22 protein-coding genes are annotated in these 25,397 nt (G+C 56.4%); 9 read left to right on the top strand and 13 right to left on the bottom strand.

Annotated elements, in window-relative coordinates; genetic code table 11:
- The first annotated feature begins 40 nt into the window (after window positions 1–40).
- Window positions 41–2,230 carry a DNA helicase RecQ gene (gene recQ, locus Pla52nx_RS03675; RefSeq protein WP_146518329.1) on the top strand — a complete coding sequence of 730 codons (2,190 nt, stop codon included), beginning with the start codon at window positions 41–43 and terminating at the stop codon, window positions 2,228–2,230.
- Window positions 2,231–2,560: 330 nt separating this feature from the next.
- Here recQ and Pla52nx_RS03670 read toward each other — a convergent pair whose 3' ends face one another.
- The gene (locus Pla52nx_RS03670; RefSeq protein ID WP_146518328.1) at window positions 2,561–3,661 is read right to left on the bottom strand and encodes a hypothetical protein; all 1,101 of its coding nucleotides are present in this window, start codon (window positions 3,659–3,661) and stop codon (window positions 2,561–2,563) included.
- On the bottom strand, window positions 3,658–5,601 hold the full coding sequence (locus Pla52nx_RS03665) for a glycosyltransferase family 2 protein (protein ID WP_146518327.1): 1,944 nt from the start codon (window positions 5,599–5,601) through the stop codon (window positions 3,658–3,660). Before Pla52nx_RS03665 ends, Pla52nx_RS03670 begins: the two co-directional genes overlap by 4 nt.
- A 172-nt stretch (window positions 5,602–5,773) precedes the next feature.
- Between Pla52nx_RS03665 and Pla52nx_RS03660 the strand changes: the two genes are divergently transcribed.
- The 7 genes from Pla52nx_RS03660 (at window position 5,774) to Pla52nx_RS03630 (ending at window position 15,107) form a co-directional block, all read left to right on the top strand.
- Window positions 5,774–7,753, top strand: a complete 1,980-nt coding sequence (locus Pla52nx_RS03660) for a peptide ABC transporter substrate-binding protein (protein ID WP_197454265.1) — start codon at window positions 5,774–5,776, stop codon at window positions 7,751–7,753.
- Between the two features lie 15 nt (window positions 7,754–7,768).
- Window positions 7,769–8,698, top strand: coding sequence for an ABC transporter permease (locus tag Pla52nx_RS03655; protein WP_146518326.1), 930 nt, complete (start codon window positions 7,769–7,771; stop codon window positions 8,696–8,698).
- Window positions 8,695–9,936, top strand: coding sequence for an ABC transporter permease (locus Pla52nx_RS03650; protein ID WP_146518325.1), 1,242 nt, complete (start codon window positions 8,695–8,697; stop codon window positions 9,934–9,936). The genes Pla52nx_RS03655 and Pla52nx_RS03650 overlap by 4 nt, the downstream gene beginning before the upstream one ends.
- A 5-nt stretch (window positions 9,937–9,941) precedes the next feature.
- A complete protein-coding gene (locus Pla52nx_RS03645) occupies window positions 9,942–10,922 on the top strand; it encodes an ABC transporter ATP-binding protein (RefSeq protein WP_146518324.1) in 981 nt (326 codons plus the stop codon).
- The gene (locus tag Pla52nx_RS03640; protein ID WP_146518323.1) at window positions 10,919–11,950 is read left to right on the top strand and encodes an ABC transporter ATP-binding protein; all 1,032 of its coding nucleotides are present in this window, start codon (window positions 10,919–10,921) and stop codon (window positions 11,948–11,950) included. Before Pla52nx_RS03645 ends, Pla52nx_RS03640 begins: the two co-directional genes overlap by 4 nt.
- Before the next feature lie 292 nt (window positions 11,951–12,242).
- A complete protein-coding gene (locus tag Pla52nx_RS03635; RefSeq protein WP_146518322.1) occupies window positions 12,243–12,560 on the top strand; it encodes a hypothetical protein in 318 nt (105 codons plus the stop codon).
- A gap of 108 nt (window positions 12,561–12,668) precedes the next feature.
- Window positions 12,669–15,107: a WD40 repeat domain-containing protein gene (locus Pla52nx_RS03630; protein WP_146518321.1), complete on the top strand. Its 2,439-nt coding sequence runs from the start codon at window positions 12,669–12,671 to the stop codon at window positions 15,105–15,107.
- A gap of 161 nt (window positions 15,108–15,268) precedes the next feature.
- Here Pla52nx_RS03630 and Pla52nx_RS03625 read toward each other — a convergent pair whose 3' ends face one another.
- The 3 genes from Pla52nx_RS03625 to Pla52nx_RS03615 all read right to left on the bottom strand — a co-directional run bounded on the left by Pla52nx_RS03625 (window position 15,269) and on the right by Pla52nx_RS03615 (window position 18,564).
- Window positions 15,269–17,455 carry a serine/threonine protein kinase gene (locus tag Pla52nx_RS03625; RefSeq protein WP_146518320.1) on the bottom strand — a complete coding sequence of 729 codons (2,187 nt, stop codon included), beginning with the start codon at window positions 17,453–17,455 and terminating at the stop codon, window positions 15,269–15,271.
- 134 nt (window positions 17,456–17,589) lie between these two features.
- Window positions 17,590–18,201, bottom strand: coding sequence for an RNA polymerase sigma factor (locus tag Pla52nx_RS03620; RefSeq protein WP_146518319.1), 612 nt, complete (start codon window positions 18,199–18,201; stop codon window positions 17,590–17,592).
- A gap of 183 nt (window positions 18,202–18,384) precedes the next feature.
- On the bottom strand, window positions 18,385–18,564 hold the full coding sequence (locus tag Pla52nx_RS03615) for a hypothetical protein (RefSeq protein WP_146518318.1): 180 nt from the start codon (window positions 18,562–18,564) through the stop codon (window positions 18,385–18,387).
- Window positions 18,565–18,693: 129 nt separating this feature from the next.
- Between Pla52nx_RS03615 and Pla52nx_RS03610 the strand changes: the two genes are divergently transcribed.
- Window positions 18,694–19,248 carry a DUF1579 domain-containing protein gene (locus tag Pla52nx_RS03610; RefSeq protein ID WP_197454264.1) on the top strand — a complete coding sequence of 185 codons (555 nt, stop codon included), beginning with the start codon at window positions 18,694–18,696 and terminating at the stop codon, window positions 19,246–19,248.
- A gap of 13 nt (window positions 19,249–19,261) precedes the next feature.
- On the opposite strand, the gene Pla52nx_RS03605 is transcribed toward Pla52nx_RS03610, so the two are convergent.
- The 8 genes from Pla52nx_RS03605 to aroF all read right to left on the bottom strand — a co-directional run bounded on the left by Pla52nx_RS03605 (window position 19,262) and on the right by aroF (window position 25,287).
- Window positions 19,262–19,528, bottom strand: coding sequence for a hypothetical protein (locus Pla52nx_RS03605; RefSeq protein ID WP_146518316.1), 267 nt, complete (start codon window positions 19,526–19,528; stop codon window positions 19,262–19,264).
- Between the two features lie 692 nt (window positions 19,529–20,220).
- The gene (locus Pla52nx_RS03600) at window positions 20,221–20,655 is read right to left on the bottom strand and encodes a hypothetical protein (RefSeq protein ID WP_146518315.1); all 435 of its coding nucleotides are present in this window, start codon (window positions 20,653–20,655) and stop codon (window positions 20,221–20,223) included.
- A 79-nt stretch (window positions 20,656–20,734) separates the two neighbouring features.
- Window positions 20,735–21,013, bottom strand: coding sequence for a DNA-directed RNA polymerase subunit omega (locus Pla52nx_RS03595; protein WP_146518314.1), 279 nt, complete (start codon window positions 21,011–21,013; stop codon window positions 20,735–20,737).
- A complete protein-coding gene (gmk, locus tag Pla52nx_RS03590) occupies window positions 20,998–21,597 on the bottom strand; it encodes a guanylate kinase (protein WP_146518313.1) in 600 nt (199 codons plus the stop codon). The genes Pla52nx_RS03595 and gmk overlap by 16 nt, the downstream gene beginning before the upstream one ends.
- A gap of 166 nt (window positions 21,598–21,763) precedes the next feature.
- On the bottom strand, window positions 21,764–22,705 hold the full coding sequence (locus Pla52nx_RS03585) for a YicC/YloC family endoribonuclease (protein ID WP_146518312.1): 942 nt from the start codon (window positions 22,703–22,705) through the stop codon (window positions 21,764–21,766).
- 59 nt (window positions 22,706–22,764) lie between these two features.
- Complete coding sequence (gene secG / locus Pla52nx_RS03580) at window positions 22,765–23,457, bottom strand: preprotein translocase subunit SecG (RefSeq protein ID WP_197454263.1); 693 nt, start codon at window positions 23,455–23,457, stop codon at window positions 22,765–22,767.
- A gap of 40 nt (window positions 23,458–23,497) precedes the next feature.
- A complete protein-coding gene (gene tpiA / locus Pla52nx_RS03575) occupies window positions 23,498–24,253 on the bottom strand; it encodes a triose-phosphate isomerase (protein ID WP_146518311.1) in 756 nt (251 codons plus the stop codon).
- Window positions 24,250–25,287, bottom strand: coding sequence for a 3-deoxy-7-phosphoheptulonate synthase (gene aroF, locus Pla52nx_RS03570; RefSeq protein ID WP_146518310.1), 1,038 nt, complete (start codon window positions 25,285–25,287; stop codon window positions 24,250–24,252). The genes tpiA and aroF overlap by 4 nt, the downstream gene beginning before the upstream one ends.
- Window positions 25,288–25,397: the final 110 nt, after the last annotated feature.

Genomic DNA, 25,397 nt, shown 5'->3' with positions numbered 1-25,397 from the left:
CACCTTTTCCAATAATCCTTTCCAGCAGTGTGAAGTTCAGATGACGATGCAACGAATCGACGGTGCACACGACGTGCTGAAACGCGTTTGGGGCTACGACTCCTTTCGCCCGCTCCAGAAAGAATCCGTCCAGTGTGTGTTGGACCGACGCGACAGCCTGACCGTCTTGCCGACCGGGGGCGGAAAATCGATTTGTTTCCAAGTGCCCGCGTTGTGCATGGACGGGCTGGCAGTAGTGGTCTCGCCACTGATTTCGCTGATGAAGGACCAAGTCGACGCGTTGAGATCGTGTGGCGTCGCGGCGGCGTTCATCAACAGCACGCAAGGCCCCAACGAAAAGCGAGCGGTGGCCGATCAGATTCGTTCGGGCGAACTGAAGCTGCTGTATGTCGCACCTGAGCGTTTGCTCGCGCCACGCACGTTGGATTTTTTGGCCGAGCAAAACGTCTCGTTTGTCGCGATCGACGAAGCACACTGCATCAGCAATTGGGGTCACGACTTTCGACCGGAGTACCGTGGACTGCGTATTTTGAAGCAGCGGTTCCCCGGAATCGCCGTCCACGCCATGACCGCCACGGCATCGGAGCCCGTTCGCCGTGACATCGCCACTCAGTTGGGTTTGCAACAGCCTGAGTTCTTGGTCGGCAGTTTCGATCGCCCCAATCTCAGCTATCGCATGCTGAGGTCCAACAATCGGATGCAGCAGATCGTCGACGTGATCGAACGTCATCGAAACGAATCAGGGATCGTCTATTGCATCAGTCGCAAGGAAGTCGAACGTACGTCGTTGTGCTTGAATCAACTGGGCGTCACCTCGCTGCCGTATCACGCCGGGATGTCGGACGGGGATCGCGAGGCGAATCAGGAAGCCTTCATTCAGGAACGGTGTGACGTGATCGTTGCCACGGTCGCATTCGGCATGGGGATCGACAAGTCCAACGTACGCTTCGTCATTCACGCCGGCATGCCAAAGTCGATTGAGCACTACCAACAAGAAAGCGGTCGTGCGGGCCGTGACGGACTGGAGTCCGAGTGTGTGTTGATCTACTCTGGTGGCGACGTCGTCACTTGGAAAAAGATCATGTCGGGCGAACCGCAGTCCTATGAGGCGGCCGCCAAGTCGCTCGACGCAATGTTCGATCTCTGCTCCGCACCCTCCTGTCGACACAAAGCGATCGTGGAGTACTTTGGCCAGCAATACGAGTCCGACAACTGCCGTGCCTGCGATGTTTGCTTGGATGAGATTGATTTGGTCGACGATCCGATCGTGTTGGGGCAAAAGATTTTGTCCTGTGTCGTTCGCTTGAAAGAACGCTTCGGCGCCGCGCACACGGCCAAGGTGCTCGTCGGCTCCGGGGACAAACGCGTCTTGGAACTGGGGCACGACAGTTTGAGCACCTACGGGTTGTTGACCGACGCCGGTCAGCAAGCCGTTCGCACCTGGATCGAGCAATTGATCGGCCAAGGATACTTGCAGCGAACCGGCGAGTACCAAACGCTGTCGCTCACCGACTCGGGCTGGCAATTGATCAAGGGGCAGGTCAAGCCGCAATTGACTGTCGCGGATGCCCCCCGCAGCAGGAGCAGGTCGCAACCCTCAGTCGATTCATGGGACGGTGTGGATCGAGACTTGTTCGAAGCCTTGCGTCAACTGCGATCCACGATGGCCGCCAAGTCCAACGTGCCGGCCTACATCGTCTTCGGCGACGCGACCTTGCGAGAACTGGCCCGTGTGCGTCCGTCTTCGCCGAACGCATTTGGGCAGATCAAAGGCGTCGGGGAACGCAAGCTGGCTGATTTTGGTGAAGCGTTTGTTGAAGCGATCGCCAAACATTGCGAGAAAAACGGTTTGGCGATGGACGTGCACACGATCCCGTCATCGACACCGATGGTTCGCACAATGCCAGCGGTCCCTAAGCCCAACGCGGTCGCTGCATTCCCGCTGTTTCGTCAAGGAGAGACAGTCGAAGCGGTCGCGCAGAAACTCGGGCGTGCCGTTTCAACCGTCGCGGGCTATCTGCAAGATTACATACGCAGCGAAAAGATCACGGATCCGACGCAGTGGGTGGATCCCAAGACGGCGGCGTTGGTTGAGGAGAACATAAGTGCCGAAGACGAAGGCCGCTTGAGACCATTGTTTGATCGATTGGAGGGCAACGTCGACTTTGAAACACTACGCATCGTACTGACTTGTCACGAGGTTCGGCTGCAAATGGCTACCGACGAGTAGCTGATTGGCGTAGCGGATTTCGCCGGAAATACGACTGCGTCTCGCTGATCGCCACCACTGGCACCACTGGTTCCCAGGCTCCTGCCTGGGAACCCAATGATTAGCAGGCTCCTGCCTGCCGATCTAATGACAATTTCCAGACTACGCTGATTTTCGCGAGGCAGAGCCTCCATGGCAGTGCGTTCCCAGGCGTGAGCCTGGGAACGAGCGTTCGCGTCATCAACAGGTGGCGTAGTGGATTTCGCAAGAAATCCTGTGCGAAAGGAATTCTGGCGAATCCCACTACCAGATGCGCCAGCAAATGGATCGTCGATCCTTACGCGTCGCACTTCACTCAATCTCATCAACGATGAATCGACTGGCGCGACGTAAGCCGACGGCTCGTGAGCGTTTCCACACACTGCTCACTTGGCCGATGTGTTGGACCAAACTCGGGGAGGGATGCCAAACTTCGATCCCGCGTTGATCTGCCCAGTGCCCGATCCGCGTGTCGATTCCGGCGGTCCCGTTGATGATGTTCAAAAGCCCTCGTGACTCACACTCCAACAGGTCTCTCGCCTGATCGGGCGTAAAGATCATCGCCACCGCACCGTAGACCCATACACGGGGCAATGGTCGCCAAGCGTTCTCGTTCAGCATGTCGTCGGTCGAGGTGTACAGCGAGACGATGCTGTCGCGGTCGCCCGGCCAAAGCATTGATTCCACGTACGTTTTCGTCGACTCCGTTTGCGGAAACATCGCGTCGTCTTGAACGATCATCAGCGCATCGGCATCGGTGTACTGCGTCAACAACGTTCGTAGTGCTGCGCACCATGCGGGCCATGCACCCATCGGTTCGGGTCGACAGGTACGCTGTAAGGATGCGAATGCATCGTCGATTTCGACCGGCCCGTCGACGAACAAGTGCGGCTCGCTCCAGCCACTGGCGATCAAACTTTCCAAGCAAGGCGTCAGTGTGCACTGTCGTCGCGGTGCCGTGGTGACTCCGACAGCCCAGCGTGTGAGCTTTCCGTGTTTGCTGGGCGGGATCGGCAGAATTTCCTGCCATTGTTCCAGTCGGATTTCTCGCGGTGGTGCGATGTGCTGAGCGTCGTCCACGCAGTCGTCTTCGTCGGGCAACACGACCGGCAGATGGCTGATCGCGGTTTCGCACAACTCGGTTGCCTTTTCGACCGGGCAACCGGCCACACCACCGGCATCCATGATCTGTTGCCCGATCGCGTGCATCATCGAAGCGATAACGGGGTTCCAATCATCTGGCGTCGGCGAAAATGAATCGCAGCACGCGGTGCAGACGTCGATATCGACGGTTGCCAATGCCGAGTTGGAGTCTTGGATGCCGGAAAGATGCACCAGTAGGTCGCATCGCGCTGGCTGATTCTGCTCTGTGAGGATTTGTCGATAAGGGCAATCGATGTAAGTTCGTTTCATGGATCGATTCTTTCGGTCAAACCGGCGTGCTGGCCCAACGCACCGAACCATCGCGGATCAAAGGTGCCGGTGCAATATCGCTCAAAACGTCGACGCACCTCAGCGTGCGACTCCGCATTGGCTTGGCTGCCAAACCCCGATTCGCTGTGTTGTGTCGCCGACTGACCGTGGACTCGATAGCGGACCAAGGCGTCGCGAGTGACGGTGATCGCTGCGCGGGCGAAGTGGGCGCGGAGTTGAAAGTCGGTGTCGACTCCAGTGCGGTTCCGTGGTCCGCCGCCAAAATCGCCGTAACCGCCCAGCGATCGAAATGTGTCCACACGCATGACCAAGGTAGGGTTTTCGAGAAAGTATCCGCTCAGGTGTCGTTTGGGATAGCGTGAGTTCCGATAGTAACGCGTGACGCCATGCTGGTCGGTTTCGCAATCATGTGCGACCAACGGCACCAAGTCGACTTCGCCGAACAACTCTGACCGAGAACCAATCATGTCCGCTCCGGTTTGCAAGAGCAATTGAACACTTCTCGCGATCCTGTGGGGCAAGCTGATGTCGTCGGCATCTTGCACGGCAATGAAACCCGTCTCGGCACGCAAAGCGATGTTGTTGAACGAGGCAAAGGGTCCGAGGTTTTCGCGATTGCGATAGAACCGAATGTTTGGATGATCTCGATAACGATCAAACAAACCACTCACATCATCGCTACTCCAATCGTCCACCAAGTGGATGACGACGTCCGCACCGGTTTGCGCGAGCAACGCATCGAGCGACTGTGCGACTTGATCCAATGCATTTCGAAACGGCAGCACCACATCAGCAAAAAAGGGGTCAGGACTCTTTTCTTGTGCATGTCCTGCAATAGTGAGCAGCAAGGCGCTATCGGCCGGTAGCGGTGCATTACCCGCGGCTAGCGCCTTGCGGCTCACTAAGTCAGGTGCATTGCCCGCGGCTAGCGCCTTGCGGCTCACGAAGTCAGGTGCATTGCCCGCGGCTAGCGCCTTGCGGCTCACGAAGTCAGCAGTCTGCTGCGTCGAGGGAGGGGGCATGAGCTTTCGAAGCGTCTTGGTGTCCACGCTCCAAAGTTCTGCACTGCCCGCGTCTGCCCCCTTTTCGACGATGGCGGGTTTGGGGCTGAGTTGAATCGGTCGGGTAAGATGCCAGCCGCCGAGGTCGGCGAGTGTTCCGCGACGGATGACCAGCGTTCCCAATTGGGGATTGTCTTCGGTGGACGCCAGGGTCTCGATTCCGGTTTCGGTGCTGCGGCGAATCGCTGCGGCAAAGATTTCCCCGCCCTCGGTCTCCATCTGGTCGATCGCGTGGCAAAGACGATCCGCCATGTTCTGCAGACCGGGGACCAGCAACGCGACCCACTGTGTCTCCAGATGTTCCAGTACCGCGTGCAAACATTGCCAAGCACTCGTTCGCTGCGGATGCCGATGAACACGGATGTTGGGACGATTGCGAAAGGCATCGGCAACTGCGAACGAATCGGCGCCGTTGGCGATCACGTGCACGATGGCCTGCACACGTTCTTGCGCCAGTGCCGAGTCGATGGCGATGCGTAGGTCCGACTCGGCATGCTGACCTTCGCAGATCAACACACAATCGCAGCCGTGGTTGGTCGTCGCCAGCATGCCGACTCCGTCGGTCGCGACCGCTGATTTTGCCCAAGACTGCAGCACGCCTCCGACTGTATCCGGGCTGGCATCGGGAAAGGCGTTGGCACAGACATCCAAAATCAGCGATGGCAGGACCGGATTGAGGGCGGATGGACTTAGCGGCGGGTGCTGGACGCAAAGCTCACACGCGGAACGATGGACGTTGCAGAGTTCTCTCGGCGCATCGGTCAATCGATGCAGAAAATCGCAGGTCGCATACTCGTCGTCGCCTTCGCCGCGAATTTCGCGGCGAAAGGGGCAATTCAGTTCGTCGATTTGCGTCACGGCGTCAAGAAAAAAGAGTTCACAGGCTTTCCGTCATGACAGGCATTGGAATCGAATCACGCCTGTGATGCGACCGTCTGACGAAACCGCGCAGGGTTGCTGTCGCCTAAAAACGTGATTGGCGGGTACACTATCGTTACATCGATTGAATGTTTCATCGCGAGGATGCAGCGTGCCCCCCGAAATTCGCCGAGGATTTGTCGTTTTTGCCGGTCTGTTGGCCGTCGTGGCCGTGATCTGGGCCGCGCGGATGGATGCCATTGCACCGGCAGATTTTTCGCTGCAAAACGGTACCGATCCTAAAACGCTGGATCCTCACCGAGCGTCTGGCCAACCCGAAAGCCGGATCATCTTCGAGATTTTCGAAGGCCTGTTGCGGATGTTACCCGAGGGAGAAATCAATCCCGAAACCAACATTCAACCGTTGACACCACAACCGGCAATCGCGAAGTCCTACGACATTTCCGAGGACGGAAAAACCTACACGTTTCATTTGCGTGACGACGTCCGTTGGACGGATGGTACTCCGGTAACCGCTCACGACTTTGCTTGGTCATGGCAACGAATGCTGCATCCGGCGACTGCCTGCGAATACGGTTACTTGATCAACGAAGTCCAGTACGCGCAGCAGTACCACAAGGCGATCGTAGAAATCGGTGATCAAGTAGAAGTTGAATTGTGGGATCGACCGGAGGAAACACCGACCAGCGAAGCCAACGTTCAGCATTTTCCTCGCGGCACGATGCTCTACGGAACGCTGAGGGAGATCATCAAGCCAGCCGAACCCACCTTGCCCAAAGACGCGACGGACGAACAACGCGAAGAAGCAAAGTTGGACTGGCAGGAGCAGTGGGTTTATGTCGTCGACGTGGCCAACGAATCCGCGGACGGATCGGTCGACTGGGACGGCCCGACCCAGTCGCGAAAGTTTTGCGTGGACGTGGCCGCGGCATCGAGTGACGAAAGCATTGAACGCACTCATGCGGTGATGGTCGCCTTTGGCAAAATCGGTGGCGCGCAAGCCGTTGACGATCTGACGTTTGTGGTTCGGCTGAACAATGCCGTTCCGTATTTCCTGAACCTCGTCGCCTATTATCCGCTGTTCCCCGTCAACCGGCGTTGTATCGAAACGCACGGCGCACCGTTGTGGACGCGACCGGAGAACATCGTCACCAATGGACCGTTTCGGTTGAAGTTCCGCCGGCTTCGTGATCGCGTTCGAGTCGAGCGAAACTCGGATCACCACGCAGCCGATTCGATCGCTTTGGAAACTGTTGATTTCATCTCGCTGGAAAGCCAAAACACCGCGTTGAACATGTACGAGACCGGGCAACTGCAATGGATCTACGATCCGCCAACAGCGGTCATCGAAGAGTTGATGAAGCGGCCGGACTACATTGGTGGCCCCAAGCTCTCGGTGTACTTTTATAAAATGAATCACGCGAAGCCGCCGCTGAACGACGTTCGCGTTCGCAGAGCGCTCAGCATGGCCGTCGACCGCACTCAGATCGTCAAACAAGTCACCAAAGCAGGCCAACAACCGGCATTTTCCGTTGTTCCGCCCGGTATGGCGGGTTACGAAAGCGCCAAGGGACTCGGCGAAGACGTCGAGAAAGCGCGTGAGTTGCTCGCCGAGGCAGGCTTCCCAGGTGGACGCGGTTTTCCCAAGATCACTTTGCTGTACAACACGAGCGAAACCCATCGACCGATCGCCGAAGTCATTCAACAGCAGTGGCAAAACAACCTGAACGTCAAGATCGAGCTGAAGAACATGGAGTGGGGCAGCTTCACCGAAACCGTTCAGCAAGAGGAATACACGATCGCACGCTACGGTTGGGTGGGCGACTATCCCGATCCGAATACATTCCTCGATCTGTGGACCAGCGACAGCCCGCAGAGCAACCTGAACTGGGACAACGCTGAGTACGACAGCTTGATCCGACAAGCCGGTGTGGAGCAGAATCCCAAAGCACGACTCAAAATCCTGCAACGGGCCGAACAGATTCTGATCGACGATGCGGCCTTGATCCCGATCTACTTTTATACCGCCAATCACTTGCTCAAACCCAACGTGCGAGGCTTCGGTGCGACACTGCAAGAACTGCATCCGCTGCAAGCGATCTATTTTGCGGATGATGTCCAATCAAAGTGATGGAACACCCACGACATGCGTGACCTATTGAGCTACCTGCTGAAACGATTCCTGTGGATGATCCTCACCTTGTGGATCATCTACACGGTCTCGTTCGTGTTGATGCGTAGCGTTCCGGGCAATCCGTTCAGCGGAGAACGCAACGTGCCGCCGGCGATCGAACGGCAACTGCGGGCGAGGTACAACTTGGACGCACCGCCGATTCAACAGTATTGGGACTACCTCGTCGGTGTCGTCACCCGGTTTGACTTGGGGTGGTGTTTGAAACTGGAGGATTACAGCGTCAATCAAGTTCTTGCCGAAGGCTTTCCGGTTTCGGCTTCGCTGGCGATCTTTGCCCTCGTCTTTGCGATCATCTTGGGCGTGACGGCTGGTGTCATCTCGGCCGTGTACCGCAAGTCCTACGCGGACAGGGCGTTGATGGGAGCCGCAGTGCTGGGCATCGCGATCCCCAATTTTGTGATGGCGAGTCTGGCGATCCTGCTGTTCGTTTTCGGGATCCAGCTGTTCCCGGCGGGCGGTTGGGGCACGCTGCGTCAGATCGCGTTGCCCGCGTTGTGTTTGGGCGCGCCCGTGGCAGCCTACATCGCTCGTCTGACGCGGACGGGCATGTTGGAAACATTGAGCAAAGAACATGTCAGAACGGCATACGCCAAGGGTTTGCCGAAGTTCACCGTGATTCGCAAGCATGTCTTGCCGGGTGCGTTGCTGCCCGTGATCTCGTATTTGGGACCGGCCACGGCACGCGTGCTGACCGGTTCGCTGGTGCTGGAGATGATCTTTGCCCTGCCCGGCATGGGCAGTCATTTCATCAACGCGGCCACGCAACGTGACTACACGCTGGCGATGGGCATGATTCTGACTTACGCGGTCCTGTTGTTTGTGATGAACACGCTGGTGGATATTTCGTATTCGATCATCGATCCGAGGGTGAAACTCAAGTGAACCTCGTGCATTCAGATGATCGCGACCGTGAGTTGCTGGAAAAGCTGCTCGCCGAGTCCAAGGAGATTCGCGGCGTGTCGCTCTGGCAAGACGCGGGCAAGCGTTTGCGACGCAATCGGGCGGCAATGCTTTCGCTGGGCTTCCTGATTTTGATCAGCTTGCTCGCGATCTTGACGCCGCTGCTGCCATTGCAAAGTCCGATCGACAAGGACTTGAACAACCGACGCTTTCTGCCTCCCAACACCGCGGCGGTGGTGATGGGCAGTCGCCCCGATCTCAACTTCACCGGGGGAACCTTGACGGGCGAATTGGCGGCCTTTGAAGAAGAATTGGAGCCACTGAAGCAGCAGATTCGCGATGCCGAGAGCGAAGAAAAACGCGTTGAACTATCGAACAAACTCGCTGATCGGATTCGTGTCGAACATCCCTTCAATCAGATGTGGAACGAACTCGGGCCGGTTTCGTGGTGGATGTGCAGAACACGTGTCGCAATCTTTGGCGACTACGCCATCCCCAGCCTTTTTGGAACCGATAAGCTTGGCCGCGATTTGCTGGCCCGCGTATTCTGGGGTGCACGAGTGTCTTTGATCGTCGGGATCGTTGCGACGCTAGTCAGTTTGATCATCGGTGTCAGCTACGGCGCGATCGCCGGATACTTGGGCGGACGCACCGATGCGATCATGATGCGGATTGTGGACATGCTGTACGCGATTCCATTCATCTTTGTGGTGATCTTTTTGGTGACGTTCCTGGGTGAGGATTCCGTCAAAGCGAAATTGGATGCGTGGGGAATCGATCAGATCACGATCTTTTATCTGGTCATCGGCGCGATCTATTGGCTGACCATGTCACGCGTCGTGCGGGGACAAATCATCGGCTTGCGGCACGAACAGTTCGTGGAGGCGGCGCGAACCGTCGGTGCCTCGTCGCGACGGATCATCTTTCGGCATCTCGTGCCCAACGTACTGGGCGTGGTGATCGTGTATTTGTCGTTGACGATCCCCGCGGTGATGTTGTTCGAAGCATTCCTGTCGTTCCTGGGTTTGGGCGTTTCGCCGCCCGATGTGTCGTGGGGACTGTTGCTCAAGGATGGTGTGGAAGCCCTTTCGATCGTCAAGTTGTTTTGGTGGGTCGTTGTGTTTCCAGGAGCCGCCTTGGCCGCAACCCTGTTCGCGTTGAACTTCTTGGGCGACGGATTGCGAGACGCATTGGATCCACGGATGAAGAATCGAGATTGAGCCGCATGAAAGACGACGCACCCGTTCTGCAGGTCAACGATTTACAAGTCAGCTTTCGCGCCGACGACACATTGGTGCGCGCCGTCCGCGGCGTCTCCTTTGACGTCCGCCCCGGCGAGACCCTGGGGCTGGTCGGCGAGAGTGGCAGCGGAAAGAGCGTCACCAACCTGGCGATGATGGGTTTGATTCCGCGACCACCAGGGCAAATCGATGGCGGCACGGCGATCTACGAAGGTCGTGACTTGTTGGCGATGAGCGAACGTGAATTGCAAAACGTTCGCGGGCGAAAGATCGCGATGATCTTTCAAGACCCCATGACGGCGCTCAATCCGTTGATGACCGTCGGGCAGCAGATCACCGAGATGACGCGGTTGCACTTGGGGCTCGGACGCACGGAAGCCAACCGGCACGCGGCCGAGATGCTGGAGTTGGTCGGTATCAGCGGGGCGGAAAAGCGTTTGCGAGATTATCCGCATCAATTCAGCGGCGGTATGCGTCAACGTGTGATGATCGCGATCGCACTGTCGTGTGAACCCGATCTGTTGATCGCCGATGAACCGACCACGGCGTTGGATGTGACCATTCAAGCGCAGATCCTGGACTTGCTGGTCGATCTGCAAAAACGCAAGGGCACCAGCATCATCTTGATCACTCACGATCTGGGCGTGGTGGCCAGCGCGTGCCATCGCGTGATGGTCATGTACGCGGGCAAAATTGTCGAAAAAGCAGACGTCGGCCCGCTATTTGCCTCGCCCAAGCATCCTTATACAGTTGGGTTGTTGCAGTCGTTGCCGCGGATCGATCAAGCCCAAACACAACTGGCGGCGATCCCCGGACAGCCACCGGATTTGGCAAACATTCCACCCGGATGTGCCTTCCGCCCACGTTGCCCTTTCGCGATCGAGCAATGTGAGCAGCAATCGCCTGAACTGACTGAGTCGGGCGAAAACCGTCAAGCCGCATGCTGGGTGGAACTGCCCCAATGAATGCCGCACCAAAGATGACTGATTCCAAGCCCTTGTTATCCGTGCAAGACCTGCGGGTTCACTTTCCGTTCAGCCGTGGTTCGCTGTTCCGGCCACAGCACGGAGTGATTCGCGCGGTCGATGGATTGTCGTTCGACATCGTTGCCGGCGAAACACTGGCTTTGGTTGGAGAGTCCGGTTGCGGCAAATCGACCACCGCCCGCGCGATCATCAACTTGGTGCACCCGACATCGGGACACGTTTACCTGAACGGCACCGACATCACCGGCCTCAGCGACGCGGACATGATGGAGCATCGTCGAACGGTGCAGATGGTCTTTCAAGATCCCTTTGCATCGCTCAATCCGCGGATGACCGTGGGCAGCATCATCGGTGAACCGCTGGCGATTCACAAACTCGCCGCCGGTCGCGATCGCAAGCTCGAGGTGCTGCGGTTGATGGAAACGGTCGGGTTGAATCCTCGATTTCTGAATCGGTACCCGCACGAGTTTAGCGGTGGGCAACGGCAACGTATCGGTATCGCGCGGGCGTTGGCGGTGCAGCCGCGATTGATTTTGTGTGACGAACCGGTCAGTGCGTTGGACGTTTCGATTCAAGCTCAGATCGTCAACTTGTTGATGGATCTGCAACAGAAATTCGGTCTGTCTTATTTGTTCATCGCGCATGACTTGAGCGTCGTTCGTCACATTTCGACCCGAGTCGGTGTGATGTATCTGGGGCGATTGGTGGAAATCGGCGACGCCGCCGATGTCTACGGCCACCCGATTCATCCTTACACGCAAGCTCTCCTGTCCGCCGTTCCGGTCCCAGATCCTCAGGCGGAAAGCCATCGCGAACGGATCAAGCTGGAGGGCGAAGTTCCCACGCCGGACCGTGAGCACCCCGGATGCTCCTTTGCCGATCGATGCTGGTTGGCACAGGAAAAATGCACCGTTGAGCGGCCCGTGCATGCGACTTCGTCGTTGATCGACGAGAACAAGCCGTCCCACACCGGCGCCTGCTGGGAACGAGCAGCACCGCAGCAGTAAGTTGTTGATTTGATCGAACGATAGCAGTGAGCCGTGGCCCGTCAGGCACCGGGCGGTGTGCGAGGCCCGGCCTCTTAGGAACGCTTCATCAATCGATGGCGATAGGGGATTTCGCAAGAAATCCCATGCGAAAGGAATTCTGGCGAATCCCACTACCAAGTGCGCCAGTAAATGAATCCTTTGTTCTCTCACACGTCACGGCTTTCTCATCATCACGCCGTTTGACAGGCCCTATCGGCGACCTAGATTCTCAAGGAACGTGTTTGTCTGAAACCTGAGTTGGGGAAATTCGATGAAACTGGTCGTTGCAGTGGTTGTCCTGTTCGTTGGTGGCTTTGTCGGCATCAACTACGGCAGCAAATACATCTTAGGCGGCATCGAAGCCGGCATGCCCGGTGGCGGAGAAGGCAAGTACGCCGAGTATCACGAAGGCAACAAGTTCACCAGCTATCTGAAAAACAAGAAGAAACGCAATAAAGCGAACTACATGCCGGGCAAGCACTCGACGTTGACCTTCGGAAGTGGCACGGGCGGCAAAACCGAAAGCGGATACAAAGCCCCGGTGGTCGAAGCACCCGGTGATATCAGCACGAACCCGTTTGCGAAGTGAAACAATCTCAGCAGAGCGTCATCGGTTGATCTGATTTCGCTCGACCTGCCGTCAAATCTACTATCATGAGGTGAGTCCTACCTTTTCACTCCTGATGGTTGTTTCCTGATGATTTGCTGGCGGCGCAAGGTTTCATGTCTCGCAATCCTGACGTTCGGTCTCGCTACCCCATTTGTGCCGGGTGTTTGCCAAGACGCAAACGCACCACGCTTGGATTTCGCCGGCGATCCGCTTCCACCAGCCGCTTTGTTACGAATGGGGAGCAAGCGTTTCACGTCTCCCGATGGCGTGATGGAGTTCTTTCTCACCGATGATGAAAAAACGCTCGTCTCCATCGGGCAATGGATCATTGGCTGGGAAGTAGCCACGGGGAAAGAGCTTTGGCGCAAGAGCAACCCCACGGGATATCTGCCCGCATGCTATGGGAATCGCCCCGTCACAGGCTTGCCTGACGGAAAGGGTTTCTTGCTCGCCGACGGGCAAGCGATGTTGTCGCGTTGGGATGCTCGTTCGGGTGAGTCGACGACGACAAAGATTCCGTACCCGACTGGCAATCGCCAGGGCGGACGATTGGGCCGCGACTCGTCCAGCCGCGCGGTTGATGTCTCACCCGAAGGAAAGAAAGTATTCGTCGGCAACGGTTCGGGGTTCACGGTCTATGACCTGGACGGCAACGAACAATATGGTCGCAAGCAGGATCCAGAGCCCCCGGATTTTCAGGGTGGTGACCGGCTGATGTTTGGCGGTGCGTTTGCCTACGGACGTTTTTCGCCGGTCGGAAATTTGCTGGCGACCGTGCTGTCAAACAAACGGAAAACGATCGAGCTCCTTGATGCGGATTCCGGTGAACAATCGGCGACGATTTCTTGCAAAGAGAACCCGGTGCGGATGGAGTTCTCGCCCGATGGGAAACGACTCGCCGTCACCGAACGTGATACGTCGATTCGCCTCTACGATGTAACAACGGGCGAACTGGTTTGGGATCACGCATTCGATGTCGACAAACGATCGGAGAATTACACATCGGCACTGGCATTCACGCCGGATGGTAAGCGTTTGGCTATTTGCGAACGCAACCAAACTGTGTTTGTCATGGAAGTTGAAAGCGGCACGGAGATCGGCGCGATTCGCGACCACAGCTGGAATCCGTGGGCGCTACAATTCATGAAAGACAATGACACGTTGTTCTCATCGGGGTGGGGAGGCACCATTCATCAATGGTCCTTGGAAACATTGCAGCCGATCCCACTGCCCTCTGGGTTTCGAGGAACCAGTGTTGCCACTCTTTCACCCGACGGTATCCATGCAGCCTGTGTGGATCAACAGGGTGCGATTCGACTGTTTTCTCTTGCGGAAAACCGTGAATCGGATCTGTTGCGAGTGGACGGCGGTGTTTTTGAGTCGATCGAGTTTTCCCATAGCGGAACACACTTGGCGGCGGGAGGACCGTGGGGCGGGAACCTCCATTTGTTGGTTTGGAACCTCGCTGATCGCAGGATCGAATCCCAGTGGGAGTGGCCACTGGGAAAGGATCCCGTAACAGGTGTGGAGGAGATTCGATTCTCACAAGATGATTCCAAGATCGCCCTCGCCGTGTTTCGTCAAAGCTCCGGCTACCTGATCGACCGTGAGACAGGAAATCGAACGGCATTGCCGCATCCCTCCATCTATGGTCTTTCTTTCGGAGCGGATGGTGAGTCATTGGTCACAGCCGGTTGGGACAAAAAGCTCCGACGTTGGCACCTGGGCAATGGCGAAATGACCGAGGAGACTCTGATGCCTGACATCGAGCCGAATGACGACACGCGAATGTATACGGTGTGTTGTGACCCGCTGGGCGGCAAAGTCGCAACGGCGCAAATGAATGCAGAAATTCGGCTTTGGCACGAGGACGATTTCAGTTTGATCCGTCGATGGGACACCGGCGCCAGTTTTTCATTCGGCAGCATGCGTTATTCTCCCGATGGACTTTGGCTGGCCAGCGGCGATGCGTCGGGCAGAGTGCTGATTTGGGATCCGGCAACAGGGACCAAGCTGCATGAGTTGACCGGGCACGAAGATTCCGTTTATGTCGTCGGCTTTGGCAAAGACAACCGCGTGCTGTGCAGCGGCGGAGCCAACCTCGCATACGTGTGGAACCTGCGTCCCGGCGCCAGCGACATCAGTTCCGTCGATGAGGCGTGCGATGCGTTGATCGACGGCGAACCGGACCGGCAATACGCCGCTTGGTGGTACTTGGTGGACCATGGCGACGCCGCGACGGATCGTTTGAGCAAGCGTGCTGCAGAGATCAAACGAGTCTATGACATCGATTCACAAGTCCAGAATTCGGCACCGGATCAACGAGCACGTCGCGAAGTCATGCTGCGGCAAGCTGCTCAGAAGAGCGAATCAGTAGTCACCTTGGCGACCGTCCGTCGAATCGTCTCAGTGCTTTCGCACATCGATTCGAAAGACTCGATTGCCGTCTTGACTCGTTGGTCGCAATCCGATGACGAACTAGGCCGACACGCAGCCTGGGAAATCCGACGCAGAAAACTCGATTGAACACCAAGACAAGGCGGCCCACCTGAAACGGACCTATGGGACTCATAGGACCGATGGGTCTTATTGGTCGCATTGGTTCCACTCAACTTGCTCAGACGGAATCTCGCCGATGAATACCGACTTGGAAAGCACGCTGGGACAGAGCACTTTGTGGGGACAGCTCATTGTGTCCCCGGCAACCTGGATGAAAGCGTATTCGCGCCGTCATCGGCGGCTTGCGGAGAAGGCGGATCGAATTCGAGCATCTGGTCCGTGATCTTGCTATCGATCGTCGGATCGTAGTTCGTTGTCCGCTCGATGCGAATGCTGTCCACTTTGATCCGCTCGTCAATCCGTCGTACGAGATAGGACTGCTTATCGATCCACAGTGTGAATTGCTCGTCGCGGAAGTTGTATTCCAATCGAAAGCACTCAACGTTCTGCAGCTTACCGTCTTCGATCTGTTTCGGGTCGATGAGTTCCAAGCCACCCGAAAGCTCAAGTTGTTGCGGCATGAGCATGGCGGGAATGCGACCGGCATCTCCCCCAATGAAACCATTGGCTTGAGCCAAGGCGAACTCCAGTGACGTTGGTTTCTTGACACCCGGTTCAACGTCCCACCATGTTTGGATGTTTTGCTCGTTGGCAGAGATCAACATCCTGTTGTCCTCGTTTTTGATTTCGAATCGAAACCGATCGGGACGCAGAAATGCAGTGGTAAAGGAATGCTCGACAGTCCATTCGGGTGAGTCAGTACTTCTATAAAACAAAGACTTGATGACGCCGGAATCACGGTATGACTTGCACTCGGCGTACGCTTTCGCCATTCGATCGAGGATTTGCCGCACCTCAATATCATCTGACAGAACCTTCGAATGGAACGGCTCGCCATCCTTGCGGACCATGATCTCACCTTTGAGCATTTCGACTTTGAAGGCGATCTCATCTCCACGGCGAATTTGAAATCGATCCGTCTCGAACTCGAAATCGCCTTGCCGAACTTTTAGCACACAATCGCCTGCACGGATTTCCAGCGGCGTCTTGTTGCCATCCCCCGCGGTGATTGTCTGACCACTGATTTCGACAGTCAGCGAATCGTCGACGACCTCGACGCGAACAATGCCGTTATTCGTCTCGATGAAGTAAACAATGCCCGCAAAGATCACCGCGAGGAAAATGGTCGCGATGGCCGTCAACGGAATCCAACCGATCCGCCGTCGACTGGGCTGGACCTGCAGCACTCGCTCTTGCGATTTGACGGGTTGCGGTTCTTTTAGCACGGTCTCCAGTGCTTCAACGACTTCGGCTGGCGTCTGAAAACGCTCGATAGGATCTTTCGCCATCATCCGGGACGTGATGGCCACAAGTTCTTCGGGAACATCCTCGCGCACCGAATTCAATGGAGCGGGTTCGACCTGTGCATGACTTCTGAGTTTGTGCATGACGCTGCCCTCGTCAAACGGCACTCGACCAGATAGCAGGTAGTAAAGCGTTGCTCCAAGGCTGTAGATGTCGCTGCGAATGTCAGCGTTGCGAGCGTCCTTGGCCTGTTCTGGCGAAATATAGTCTGGAGTCCCCATGATCGCGCCAACTGCAGTTAGTTCGCTGTGAGCTTCAACCGTGTCGGCGCCTGCAATCGCTGAGGGCGTAAGAGAAGCAAGACCGAAATCGAGGATCTTGACGGTGCCATCCGCAGTCACCATCAGATTGTGCGGTTTCATATCGCGATGCACCATGCCACGCTCATGTGCATGCTGCAGCCCAATTGCCGCCTGGCGGATGTAGTCGCATGCTTCGGCGACTGGTAATGCGCCCCGGTCTTTGACCATTTGAGACAAATCAACTCCGTCAACGAACTCCATCACCATGAAGTGAAAGTCGCCGGCATGATCGGCGTCGTATGCGGTGACAATGTTTGAATGAGAAAGTTGCGCGGCCGTTTTGACTTCACGATGGAAACGATCGATGGCTTCAACTTTTCGGACCAGACCGCGATTGATTACCTTCAGTGCCACGGTACGTTCCATTTTACGGTGGCGAGCCAGATACACGTCGCCCATGCCACCTTTGCCGATCAGACTCATAACCTCGTAACGCGGATGTTCGCTCAGAGGTTGAGGGATATCGTCGAATGAAGCCGAGTTTGCAGTTGCACTGTCGTGATCAGCCGTCTGATCCGTCGGCAATCGGCCAGCTTCTTGCAACAAGCCTGCGAATGTGTCTTCGGATGACAGTTCAACGATCGTCTCGCAGCAAGGCTCGCATGCGATGATGTGACTGTCGATAGTGACCGCTCTTTCCTCCGGCAATTGCCCAAGGCTGTAGGCACTCAATTCTTCTCGGCTCGGGTGGTCGGTAAGTTTCGGCATGGGACATCTCTCGGATAACAGCTCTGTCGTGGACACACAACGCTTTGATGTTGGTCAACGATTCAGCGTTGCAGGCTTCGTTCGGACCGAACGAATCGCTTCTAGTGACCAAGACCCGCTCGCGACAAATCTTGTCAGCTCTTTGTGAAAAAACTTGACGACGATTCGATCAGGCCTGCCGAGTCTTGGCGTAACCTCCTGGTGACACGAGACTTAGCGAGGCAGACCGCGTTCAAGGAAATTCCCATTTCCTGAGCTACCACATCCGGTTTCGCTCCTTCCAATGCCACCTTACAGAAGGCCGTCCAGGTATTCGGCTCGAAATGCGGCTCCGCAAGCGTCAGGAGTTGCCGGAGGACATATTGGTCATGCTCGCGATTCCAGATCAGGCTCATTTCGCTAGCCGGGTCGTCCAATAGCGCCAGCCTAGCGTCGATATCCGAGTCGCCCCGTGCCAGGGGACGATGGTCCCGTGCTCGCCAAAACTTCCTCAACCGGTTGATCAAAATCGCCTTCAGCCATCCACGAAATGCGCCCGGATGCCCGCGATGCTCAAACTTGCCGAGATCTTTGGATACGGATAGCAAAACTTCTTGAACGAGGTCGTTCGCGTCGCACTCCTGAACGTCGTATCGTCGCAACCACGCCCGAATCAGCGGCGTGTAGAGACCTGCTAACCGATTCCAGGCCTCGTTTTCTGAGGACTGGCGAAGGCGTTCGAGTAGACTAAGCGAGGTTTCATGCATGTTGGGACGATCCTTTCCCAAGCATTATCGACTGGCAAGAGGGCCGCGCCAATTCAGCCAGCTTTTCGCTTGACAAAGAAGTTTGTCCAACTTCAGTGGCAGAGAGAGAAGAGATCTGGCAAATCCGATCGATGAGACCTATGGGACTTCTAGGATCGATGGGTCTTATTGGTCGCATTTGTCCTATTGGTCCCATTCAATTTGGTCAGACGGAATCTCGCCGATGAATGCCGATGTGAAATGCCATACGCCGCAACTCTCCTCGGTTGCATCGACCGAGGTCAGTTTGAACCCGCCGAAAACCACTTCGGTGATCCGACCGATGCGGCGAAACGGCCCGTTCCCAACTGCACCCGGTTTCATCGGCCGGAGCTTCGAAGGGTTGGCACAGCGATGTTGGCGGTATAATCACCATCGTTCGTCCGTTTGATCTCTCAACTGATGCCGACGGACAGCCCCACATTCAGTTTCTCCACTTTCCCGAATGGCAAAATGAAAAACTCAATCAAACAGCTTACGTTCCTATTCGGCTTCATGATGATTCCATACGGACTCATCGGAGCCAACGCGTTTGCTCAGATTCCCGCCGCAGGTCAGGAGTACGACGTGCTTGGAGAAGATGTTGGGGATTGGGATGTCGAAATCACCAATTACGCAAGTGGAACTCCTGAAGTCACCCGGGGCACCGAATCCAACAAGATGCTGGGCAACTTTTGGCTGATCAGCGACTTTGAAGGGAAAATGATGGGACTGGATTTCAAGGGCCACGGAAGCACTGGCTACGATCCCGAAACAAAGAAATACGTTGGCACTTGGGTGGATTCTCTCAGTCCTGGGATGATGCACCTGAAAGGTGAGTATGACAAAGAAACAAAGACCATGACGCTTGTCGGAATGGCGCCCGGCATGGACGGCAATCCGGCCAAGCACAGGATGACGACCGTCTACAAGGATGGGAAACGTGTGATGACCATGTACATCACGCTTCAAGGCGGCGAGGAAACCAAATTCATGCAATTGGCCTACACAAAGAAGGGAAGCAAATAGACGCGTTTCAACTTCATCCTTGTTCCGCCAGTTCTGAGGAAATCTCTTGCTGGTATTCGGTTCGGCCACGCAGCAATGAATCGATCACAGCAGGTTGCAAGAACACTGCGAACGAAACGAGAGCTACGAGTGCTCCGAATGGCCAGACCAAGAACTCCATCGCAAAAACGACGATGCAGAACCAGTAAGCACGTCGACAGCAGATACATGCGGCTGCTGCCAAGGCAAGAAGCGAGACGATCAAATGCAAAACGGTTGCGTTCCAAACAGCGGTAAGCAATTCGGCCCTGCTTGACGAGACTGTGCTGAAGTATGTCGCAAACGCTCTTGGCTGCGTGTTTAGGATTGAGAAACACCAGATGGATATTGCTGCCATCACGACAGAAGTAAGTCCCTGGAGTACGCAAATGACTCGCGTTTGAACCTCCGCGGCAGGAAGCATCGTCTGCAAGCTCGCGTCAGGCGATTCAGGTGAAGCGGTGTGGAAATCCCGTCGAACCGGAGCACGCTCGTGAAAGTCGGCAGGTTTCCCTCGCGGGATTCTGCACGTCCAACAGATCCGGAATTCGTCATCCGTCGTGCCGTCGCAATGCGGGCATGTCCACATGTTTTGTTGACGCTTCGGTTTTGAGGGCTATTCGTACAACGGACTTGGATCGGAACGTCCAATCGGCCTCAAAACGATTTTATCTCAAACCGCCTGCCCGGTGTCAGACAGGGCGTAGTGTCAGGTCGAGATCGTACGTCGGGATTGCTTTTGCTGGTTCCAGTCCCGCTTCCTTTGCGACTTCTGTCTGTGTTTCCAGGTATCAGCGGTCGTCGGCTCCTTTTCCGAGAGCACCCATTCTCGCGTTGTTTCGTGCTTGTTGTGGCAAACACTCTTTGGCAAGGATCAGCGAACCAGGTGAGCCACGAAAAACACAAGAAGCCACAAAAAGAGCGTCGGCTGCTGATATACGCACAGTGAGCATTTCAGGGTTCTGCCGACGCTGGATGCAACGGATTCTCGCTATACAGACTGCGTACGCTTGGCCTGAACAGCACTAGAAATGTGACCACCCCTAGTGCAGTACCGATGGGAGCGTGCAAGCAGTTGACTCCTGAGACAGCAAGCGAGAACGATCGCAGTTTTTGCTTGAAAAGCAAAACTGCAGAAACGATGTTCAAGCAGACAAAGATCGAGATCAATGCGGCAAGTCCTTTCACATACCAAGCCAAGGGATTGCCACGGGTGTCAGAGGCGAAAGCGTTTGGCCCACTTGCCGACTGAGCCTCGTCGAAAGCATTCAGAATGCGAAGCTGATTGGTGACAATCCACAGGCTGAAAAGCCAGAGCCCTGCAATGATGAGATGGAAAGCAGCGAGCCACTTCAGTTGCTCACGATCGTTCGTTCGTGTATCGATCATCGAAGGGAATGGTTAGCGTCTCGGAGAGACGCTTCTACGTGATGATGGGGGGACCGTATTTTGTCATGCGGAGCATGACCTACAGGTCGCCCATGTCCAGCTCGGGGGCTTCCGCTGCAGCGATCGTGGCATCCAAGTCAAGTTCTTGTAGCGTTTCGACTTCGTTTTCCATGTTCAAGACAATTTTGTCTTGCATGATCTCTTGCAAGACGATGGACATCTTATCGTGCGTGTCGGCGTTGACCAACGCGCGGCTGCCTTGGTTGAGTTGGACCAAGCGTTTTTGGATCAGGGTGCTCAGTTTGAAGCGTCCACCGACCTTGTTGACGATCTCTTCTTCTTTCAGTTCTTCGAGCATGCTTGTGCTTCCTTTTTGTCGTTCAAAATCTGACAGATTTGGGCAACGGCGGCATCGACCGAGCCGTTGATGATTTCATACTGATATCGATGCAGGTATCTCATCTCAGCGAGCGCAGTCTCCAGTCGACGGCTGATCGCTTCTTCACTCTCGGTCCCTCGTCCTCGGAGCCTTCGCTCCAGCTCGTCCATCCCTCCGGGATGGATGAAAAGTGTGATAGGTGAAAATTCGTCGTGGTCGAGGATGTCCAAGGCACCTTCGACGTCGATTTCCAGAATGATCCATTTTCCTGCCGCGATGCCCGAGGCGACTTCGCTCCGCAGGGTGCCGTACCAATGTCCACGGCCGAAAACCTCTTTGCACTCCAGAAAGGCATCTTCGGCTTTGAGGGCATCGAATCTCTCTTGGGAGAGAAAATGATACTCCCGTCCGTCGACTTCCCCCGGTCGTGCTGCTCGGGTGGTCGCTGACACGCTCAGCGCCAGCGGCAGCGGGCACTCGTCCAGCAACCGATTGACGACGGTGGATTTTCCGGCCCCGCTCGGACCAGAGATGATAATCAATTGAGCATTGCTTGAGTTCATGATTGTCTCGCTTTGCCCGACACTTCTCGCGGCAGGTCGGCTTGCTGGCATCGCTTTAGGAACGCGTCCTCAATAAATGGTGTAGTGGATTTCGGCGGAAATCCCAGGCGAAAGGAGTTCTGGCGAATCCCACTACGAAGTGCGCCAGTGATTGTATCGTTGTTCCCTATTCCAGGTTCTGGACCAGTTCTCGCATCCGTTCGATCGCACATTTGACTTCGACGACCCGGGCCGAGATCCCCGCATGATTGGCTTTGCTGCCGATGGTGTTGGTTTCGCGGAACATCTCTTGGATGATGAAATCCAGTTTACGCCCGGTCGGTTCCGCCGTCGACTTGTCGCCGGGGGAGGTTTTTCGGTCGGTGTGTTCGCCACGCATCACGGCCAGGAACAGTTGCAGGTGGCTGCCCAGCCGGGTGACTTCTTCGCTGATGTCGGCCCGGTCCGCATAGACCTGGACTTCACGCAGCAGGTCGACGGTCTGAACGTTGATGTCGTGTTTCTCCAAGGCCTGCTTGACCTTCGTCTCCAAACGTTCGCGGTAACTCTCGATGGCTTCTGGCGCCAACAGGGTGATTTCATCGACTTGCGTTCGGATGACTTGGCAATCCGCTTCTAAACTTGCCGCCATGTTTACGCCTTCGGCGTCACGCAATTGGTTGAGGTTGACGATGGCAGCGACAAGGGTTTGGTGTACCGCATCCCAAATCACATCGTCATTCTGTCGATCCTCAACGGGCGAATTGATCAGGACGCCTGGCAGCTCCAGCAGCCCCGTGATATCGATCGAACCATTCCCGTTTTGTTTGTCGAGAACGCGCCGACATTGCTGAAAATAGCCAGCCAGAACGGTTTCGTTAATCCGCTGAGGCGTTTCGTCGCCGGGACGTCGCCATTGCAGATTCAATTGCACGCTGCCACGATGAATTAGCGTCCGCGCGGTCGCTTCGATCTTGGATTCCAAAGACGAAAGCGAGTCGCTGGTCCGTATGACACACTTCAACCCACGGTTGTTGACCGTGCGCACCTCCACCGAAAACGTCCCCAGCTCGTTCTGGATCTGTGCATGCCCCTGGCCGGTCATGCTGCGGACGGAATTTGAGGTCACGGTATGCTTTGCGATCGTGCAGGCGGGTTCAAGAGAACTGGAAAGCGGGCTGGGCGAAATCACTCCGCGGGCGCCGGTTCCGTCTCGGCTGGCGTTTCAGTACTGGCCGGCTCTGTGCTGGCCGGCTCAGCGGCGGGCTCAGCGGCGGGCGTTTCTGATGCAGGTGCGTCGGCAGCGGGCGTTTCTGTCGAAGTTGTCTCAGCAGCGGGGGTTTCGCTTGCGGGAGTTTCGCTTGCGGGCGTCTCTGTCGTTGTTGGTTCCTCAGCCGGTGTATCGCCGGGCTCGGGTGTTTCCGTCGCAGGGGTGCTGTCGGGCGTTGCAGGCGTCAGGTCCATCGAGGGAGTCTCGGTCGAATCGTCCGAGTCCAACGGCAGTCCGCTCAATCCACTGAGGCCGCTCAGGTCGCCAGCGTCACCGCCCATGCTGGGGATCACAGCGGTTCCGGTGTCCTCGCCCCGGCTTTCGATCACCGCAGGGACTTCCGCGATCTCGGTTACTTGGGTGCCGAGCGACCACATCGCGACGGCACAAACCAAAGCCCAGACCGTCGCAAAGACGACGGTGATCAGCGTGAAGGTATCGCCCGCTTTGCTGCCGAATGCGCTTTGACCGCCGGGTCCGCCCAATGCACCGGTCAATCCGCCGCCCTTGCCTCGTTGCACGAGAATCAGCAGGATCAGCATTAGGGACAGGATGCCCATCGCCCAACCCAAGAACGCGCTTTGGTACGATGCGAACAGTAACAAACTCATGATAAACTCCGTTGAAAATGTATTTGGATTGAGCGGCTAGCTAGGCAGCGTTGATGATGCCGACAAAGTCTTCTGCCGTGAGGCTTGCTCCGCCGACCAGTGCGCCGTCGATATTCGGTTGAGACAGTAATTCCTTGGCATTGCCCGGTTTGACACTGCCGCCGTATTGGATCCGCATCTGATCGCCGACTTCGCTGCCGAACAGTTCGCCCAGCAGTTTGCGAATGAACGCATGAACCGCTTCTGCTTGTTCCGGGCTGGCCGTCTCGCCGGTTCCGATTGCCCAAACGGGCTCATAAGCGATGACGACACCAGCGGCACGTGTTTCATCCAGTCCAGCCAACGATCCACGCAACTGTGTCTCGACGACTTTCTCGGTATTATCCGATCGGCGATCCTCCAGTGTTTCACCGACGCAAACGATCGGGACCAAATTACCGGCAAGCGCGGCAGCGAGTTTTTCGCTGATCATGGCGTCGGTTTCGCCGAGCAGTGCGCGTCGCTCACTGTGTCCCAGGATGACGTAACGGCAACCGACGTCACACAACATTGCCGCGTTGACTTCGCCGGTGTAAGCACCGTCGGCGGCGGCGTATAGGTTTTGTGCGCCCAGGCCCACAGAGGAGCCAGCCAGTACGTCAGCCACCGAGTGCAAATACACCGATGGCGGGCAAACTGCGACTTCGACCGACGGATTTTCGCCAACGGCTTGCATGACACCGCGAGCCAACTCGGTCGCCGAGCCGGCGCGGGTGTTCATTTTCCAGTTTCCAGCAATGATGGTACGTCGGGTCACGCAATTGTCTCCGGCAGCGGTGAGATGGTTTTTCCAAGCAGCTCGGCGAGCTTACGCATTTGGCTCGCCACTTCTGCATATTGTTCAGGCAACAAGGCTTGCGGTCCGTCGCTCTTGGCGACTTCGGGGCAGTCATGGACTTCGATGTGTACCCCGTCAGCGCCGGCGGCAAGGCCGGCCATGGCACAAGCGGGGATCAAGTCCGGGCGTCCCGTGGCGTGGGACGGATCGACGATGATCGGCAGGTGACTAAGTTGATGCACCAACGGAACGGCGGCCACGTCGAACAGGTTGCGGGTCGCGGTATCGAAACTTTTGATGCCACGTTCGCACAAGACCACGTTCATGTTGCCTTGGGACAAGATGTATTCGGCGCACATCAACAAATCGCTGATCGATGCCGACATGCCTCGCTTGAGCAACACAGGACGCTCCGACTTGCCGACTTCCGTCAACAGGGCAAAGTTCTGCATGTTGCGAGCGCCGACTTGCAACATATCGGAATACTCGCTGACCAAATCCACCAAACGTGGATCGGTGACTTCGGTGACGACCGGCATGCCGTGGGCGTGACCGACATCACGCAATCGCTTCAGACCTTCTTCGCCCATGCCCTGGAAAGCGTACGGACTGGTGCGTGGTTTGAAAGCGCCTCCGCGAAACAAGTTCGCGCCCGCTGCACTGACCGCTTCGGCGATCCGATGCATCCGGTCTTCTTCTTCGACGCTGCAGGGGCCGGCGATCATCGCCAAGTTACCACCGCCGATCTTGACGCCGGATACATCGATGACGCTCGGTTCGGGGTGCGCGTCCAGCGAAGCCAACTTGTAGGGAGGCATCACAGCGATGACTTGGGCGACGCCTGGGATGGCTTTCAAGGGTTCTTCGGTGAGTTTTTGTTCGTCGCCGATGATGCCGACAATCGTTCGGTACGTTCCGCGGCTCAGGTGGGCTTGCAGGCCTAATGCGTCGACGCGATCCAGGACGTGCTGGATTTGCTCATCGGTCGCACCGCTTTTCAAGATCAGGATCACGGTAGAAAATCGCTTTAGCGGGCAGGCTGGGTAATTTCGGGTGGCAGCAAAGAAGCCTCAAAGTGTATCAACGGGGGCCGGTTTCCGTCGAGGCCAAAGGATTTATTCCG

The sequence above is a fragment of the Stieleria varia genome (assembly GCF_038443385.1).
GTDB classification, from domain to species: domain Bacteria; phylum Planctomycetota; class Planctomycetia; order Pirellulales; family Pirellulaceae; genus Stieleria; species Stieleria varia.
Note: the sequence above shows the minus strand (reverse complement) of the source record. Positions and strands in the feature narration are given on the sequence as shown.

What these genes read in the sequence shown, in the direction of transcription:
- recQ (WP_146518329.1), top strand. Translation starts at nt 41, where the DNA reads ATGACGATGCAACGAATCGACGGTGCACACGACGTGCTGAAACGCGTT.
- Pla52nx_RS03670 (WP_146518328.1), bottom strand. Translation starts at nt 3,661, where the DNA reads ATGAAACGAACTTACATCGATTGCCCTTATCGACAAATCCTCACAGAG.
- Pla52nx_RS03655 (WP_146518326.1), top strand. Translation starts at nt 7,769, where the DNA reads ATGCGTGACCTATTGAGCTACCTGCTGAAACGATTCCTGTGGATGATC.
- Pla52nx_RS03645 (WP_146518324.1), top strand. Translation starts at nt 9,942, where the DNA reads ATGAAAGACGACGCACCCGTTCTGCAGGTCAACGATTTACAAGTCAGC.
- Pla52nx_RS03640 (WP_146518323.1), top strand. Translation starts at nt 10,919, where the DNA reads ATGAATGCCGCACCAAAGATGACTGATTCCAAGCCCTTGTTATCCGTG.
- Pla52nx_RS03635 (WP_146518322.1), top strand. Translation starts at nt 12,243, where the DNA reads ATGAAACTGGTCGTTGCAGTGGTTGTCCTGTTCGTTGGTGGCTTTGTC.
- Pla52nx_RS03630 (WP_146518321.1), top strand. Translation starts at nt 12,669, where the DNA reads ATGATTTGCTGGCGGCGCAAGGTTTCATGTCTCGCAATCCTGACGTTC.
- Pla52nx_RS03625 (WP_146518320.1), bottom strand. Translation starts at nt 17,455, where the DNA reads ATGCCGAAACTTACCGACCACCCGAGCCGAGAAGAATTGAGTGCCTAC.
- Pla52nx_RS03620 (WP_146518319.1), bottom strand. Translation starts at nt 18,201, where the DNA reads ATGCATGAAACCTCGCTTAGTCTACTCGAACGCCTTCGCCAGTCCTCA.
- Pla52nx_RS03615 (WP_146518318.1), bottom strand. Translation starts at nt 18,564, where the DNA reads ATGAAACCGGGTGCAGTTGGGAACGGGCCGTTTCGCCGCATCGGTCGG.
- Pla52nx_RS03610 (WP_197454264.1), top strand. Translation starts at nt 18,694, where the DNA reads ATGAAAAACTCAATCAAACAGCTTACGTTCCTATTCGGCTTCATGATG.
- Pla52nx_RS03600 (WP_146518315.1), bottom strand. Translation starts at nt 20,655, where the DNA reads ATGATCGATACACGAACGAACGATCGTGAGCAACTGAAGTGGCTCGCT.
- Pla52nx_RS03595 (WP_146518314.1), bottom strand. Translation starts at nt 21,013, where the DNA reads ATGCTCGAAGAACTGAAAGAAGAAGAGATCGTCAACAAGGTCGGTGGA.
- gmk (WP_146518313.1), bottom strand. Translation starts at nt 21,597, where the DNA reads ATGAACTCAAGCAATGCTCAATTGATTATCATCTCTGGTCCGAGCGGG.
- secG (WP_197454263.1), bottom strand. Translation starts at nt 23,457, where the DNA reads ATGAGTTTGTTACTGTTCGCATCGTACCAAAGCGCGTTCTTGGGTTGG.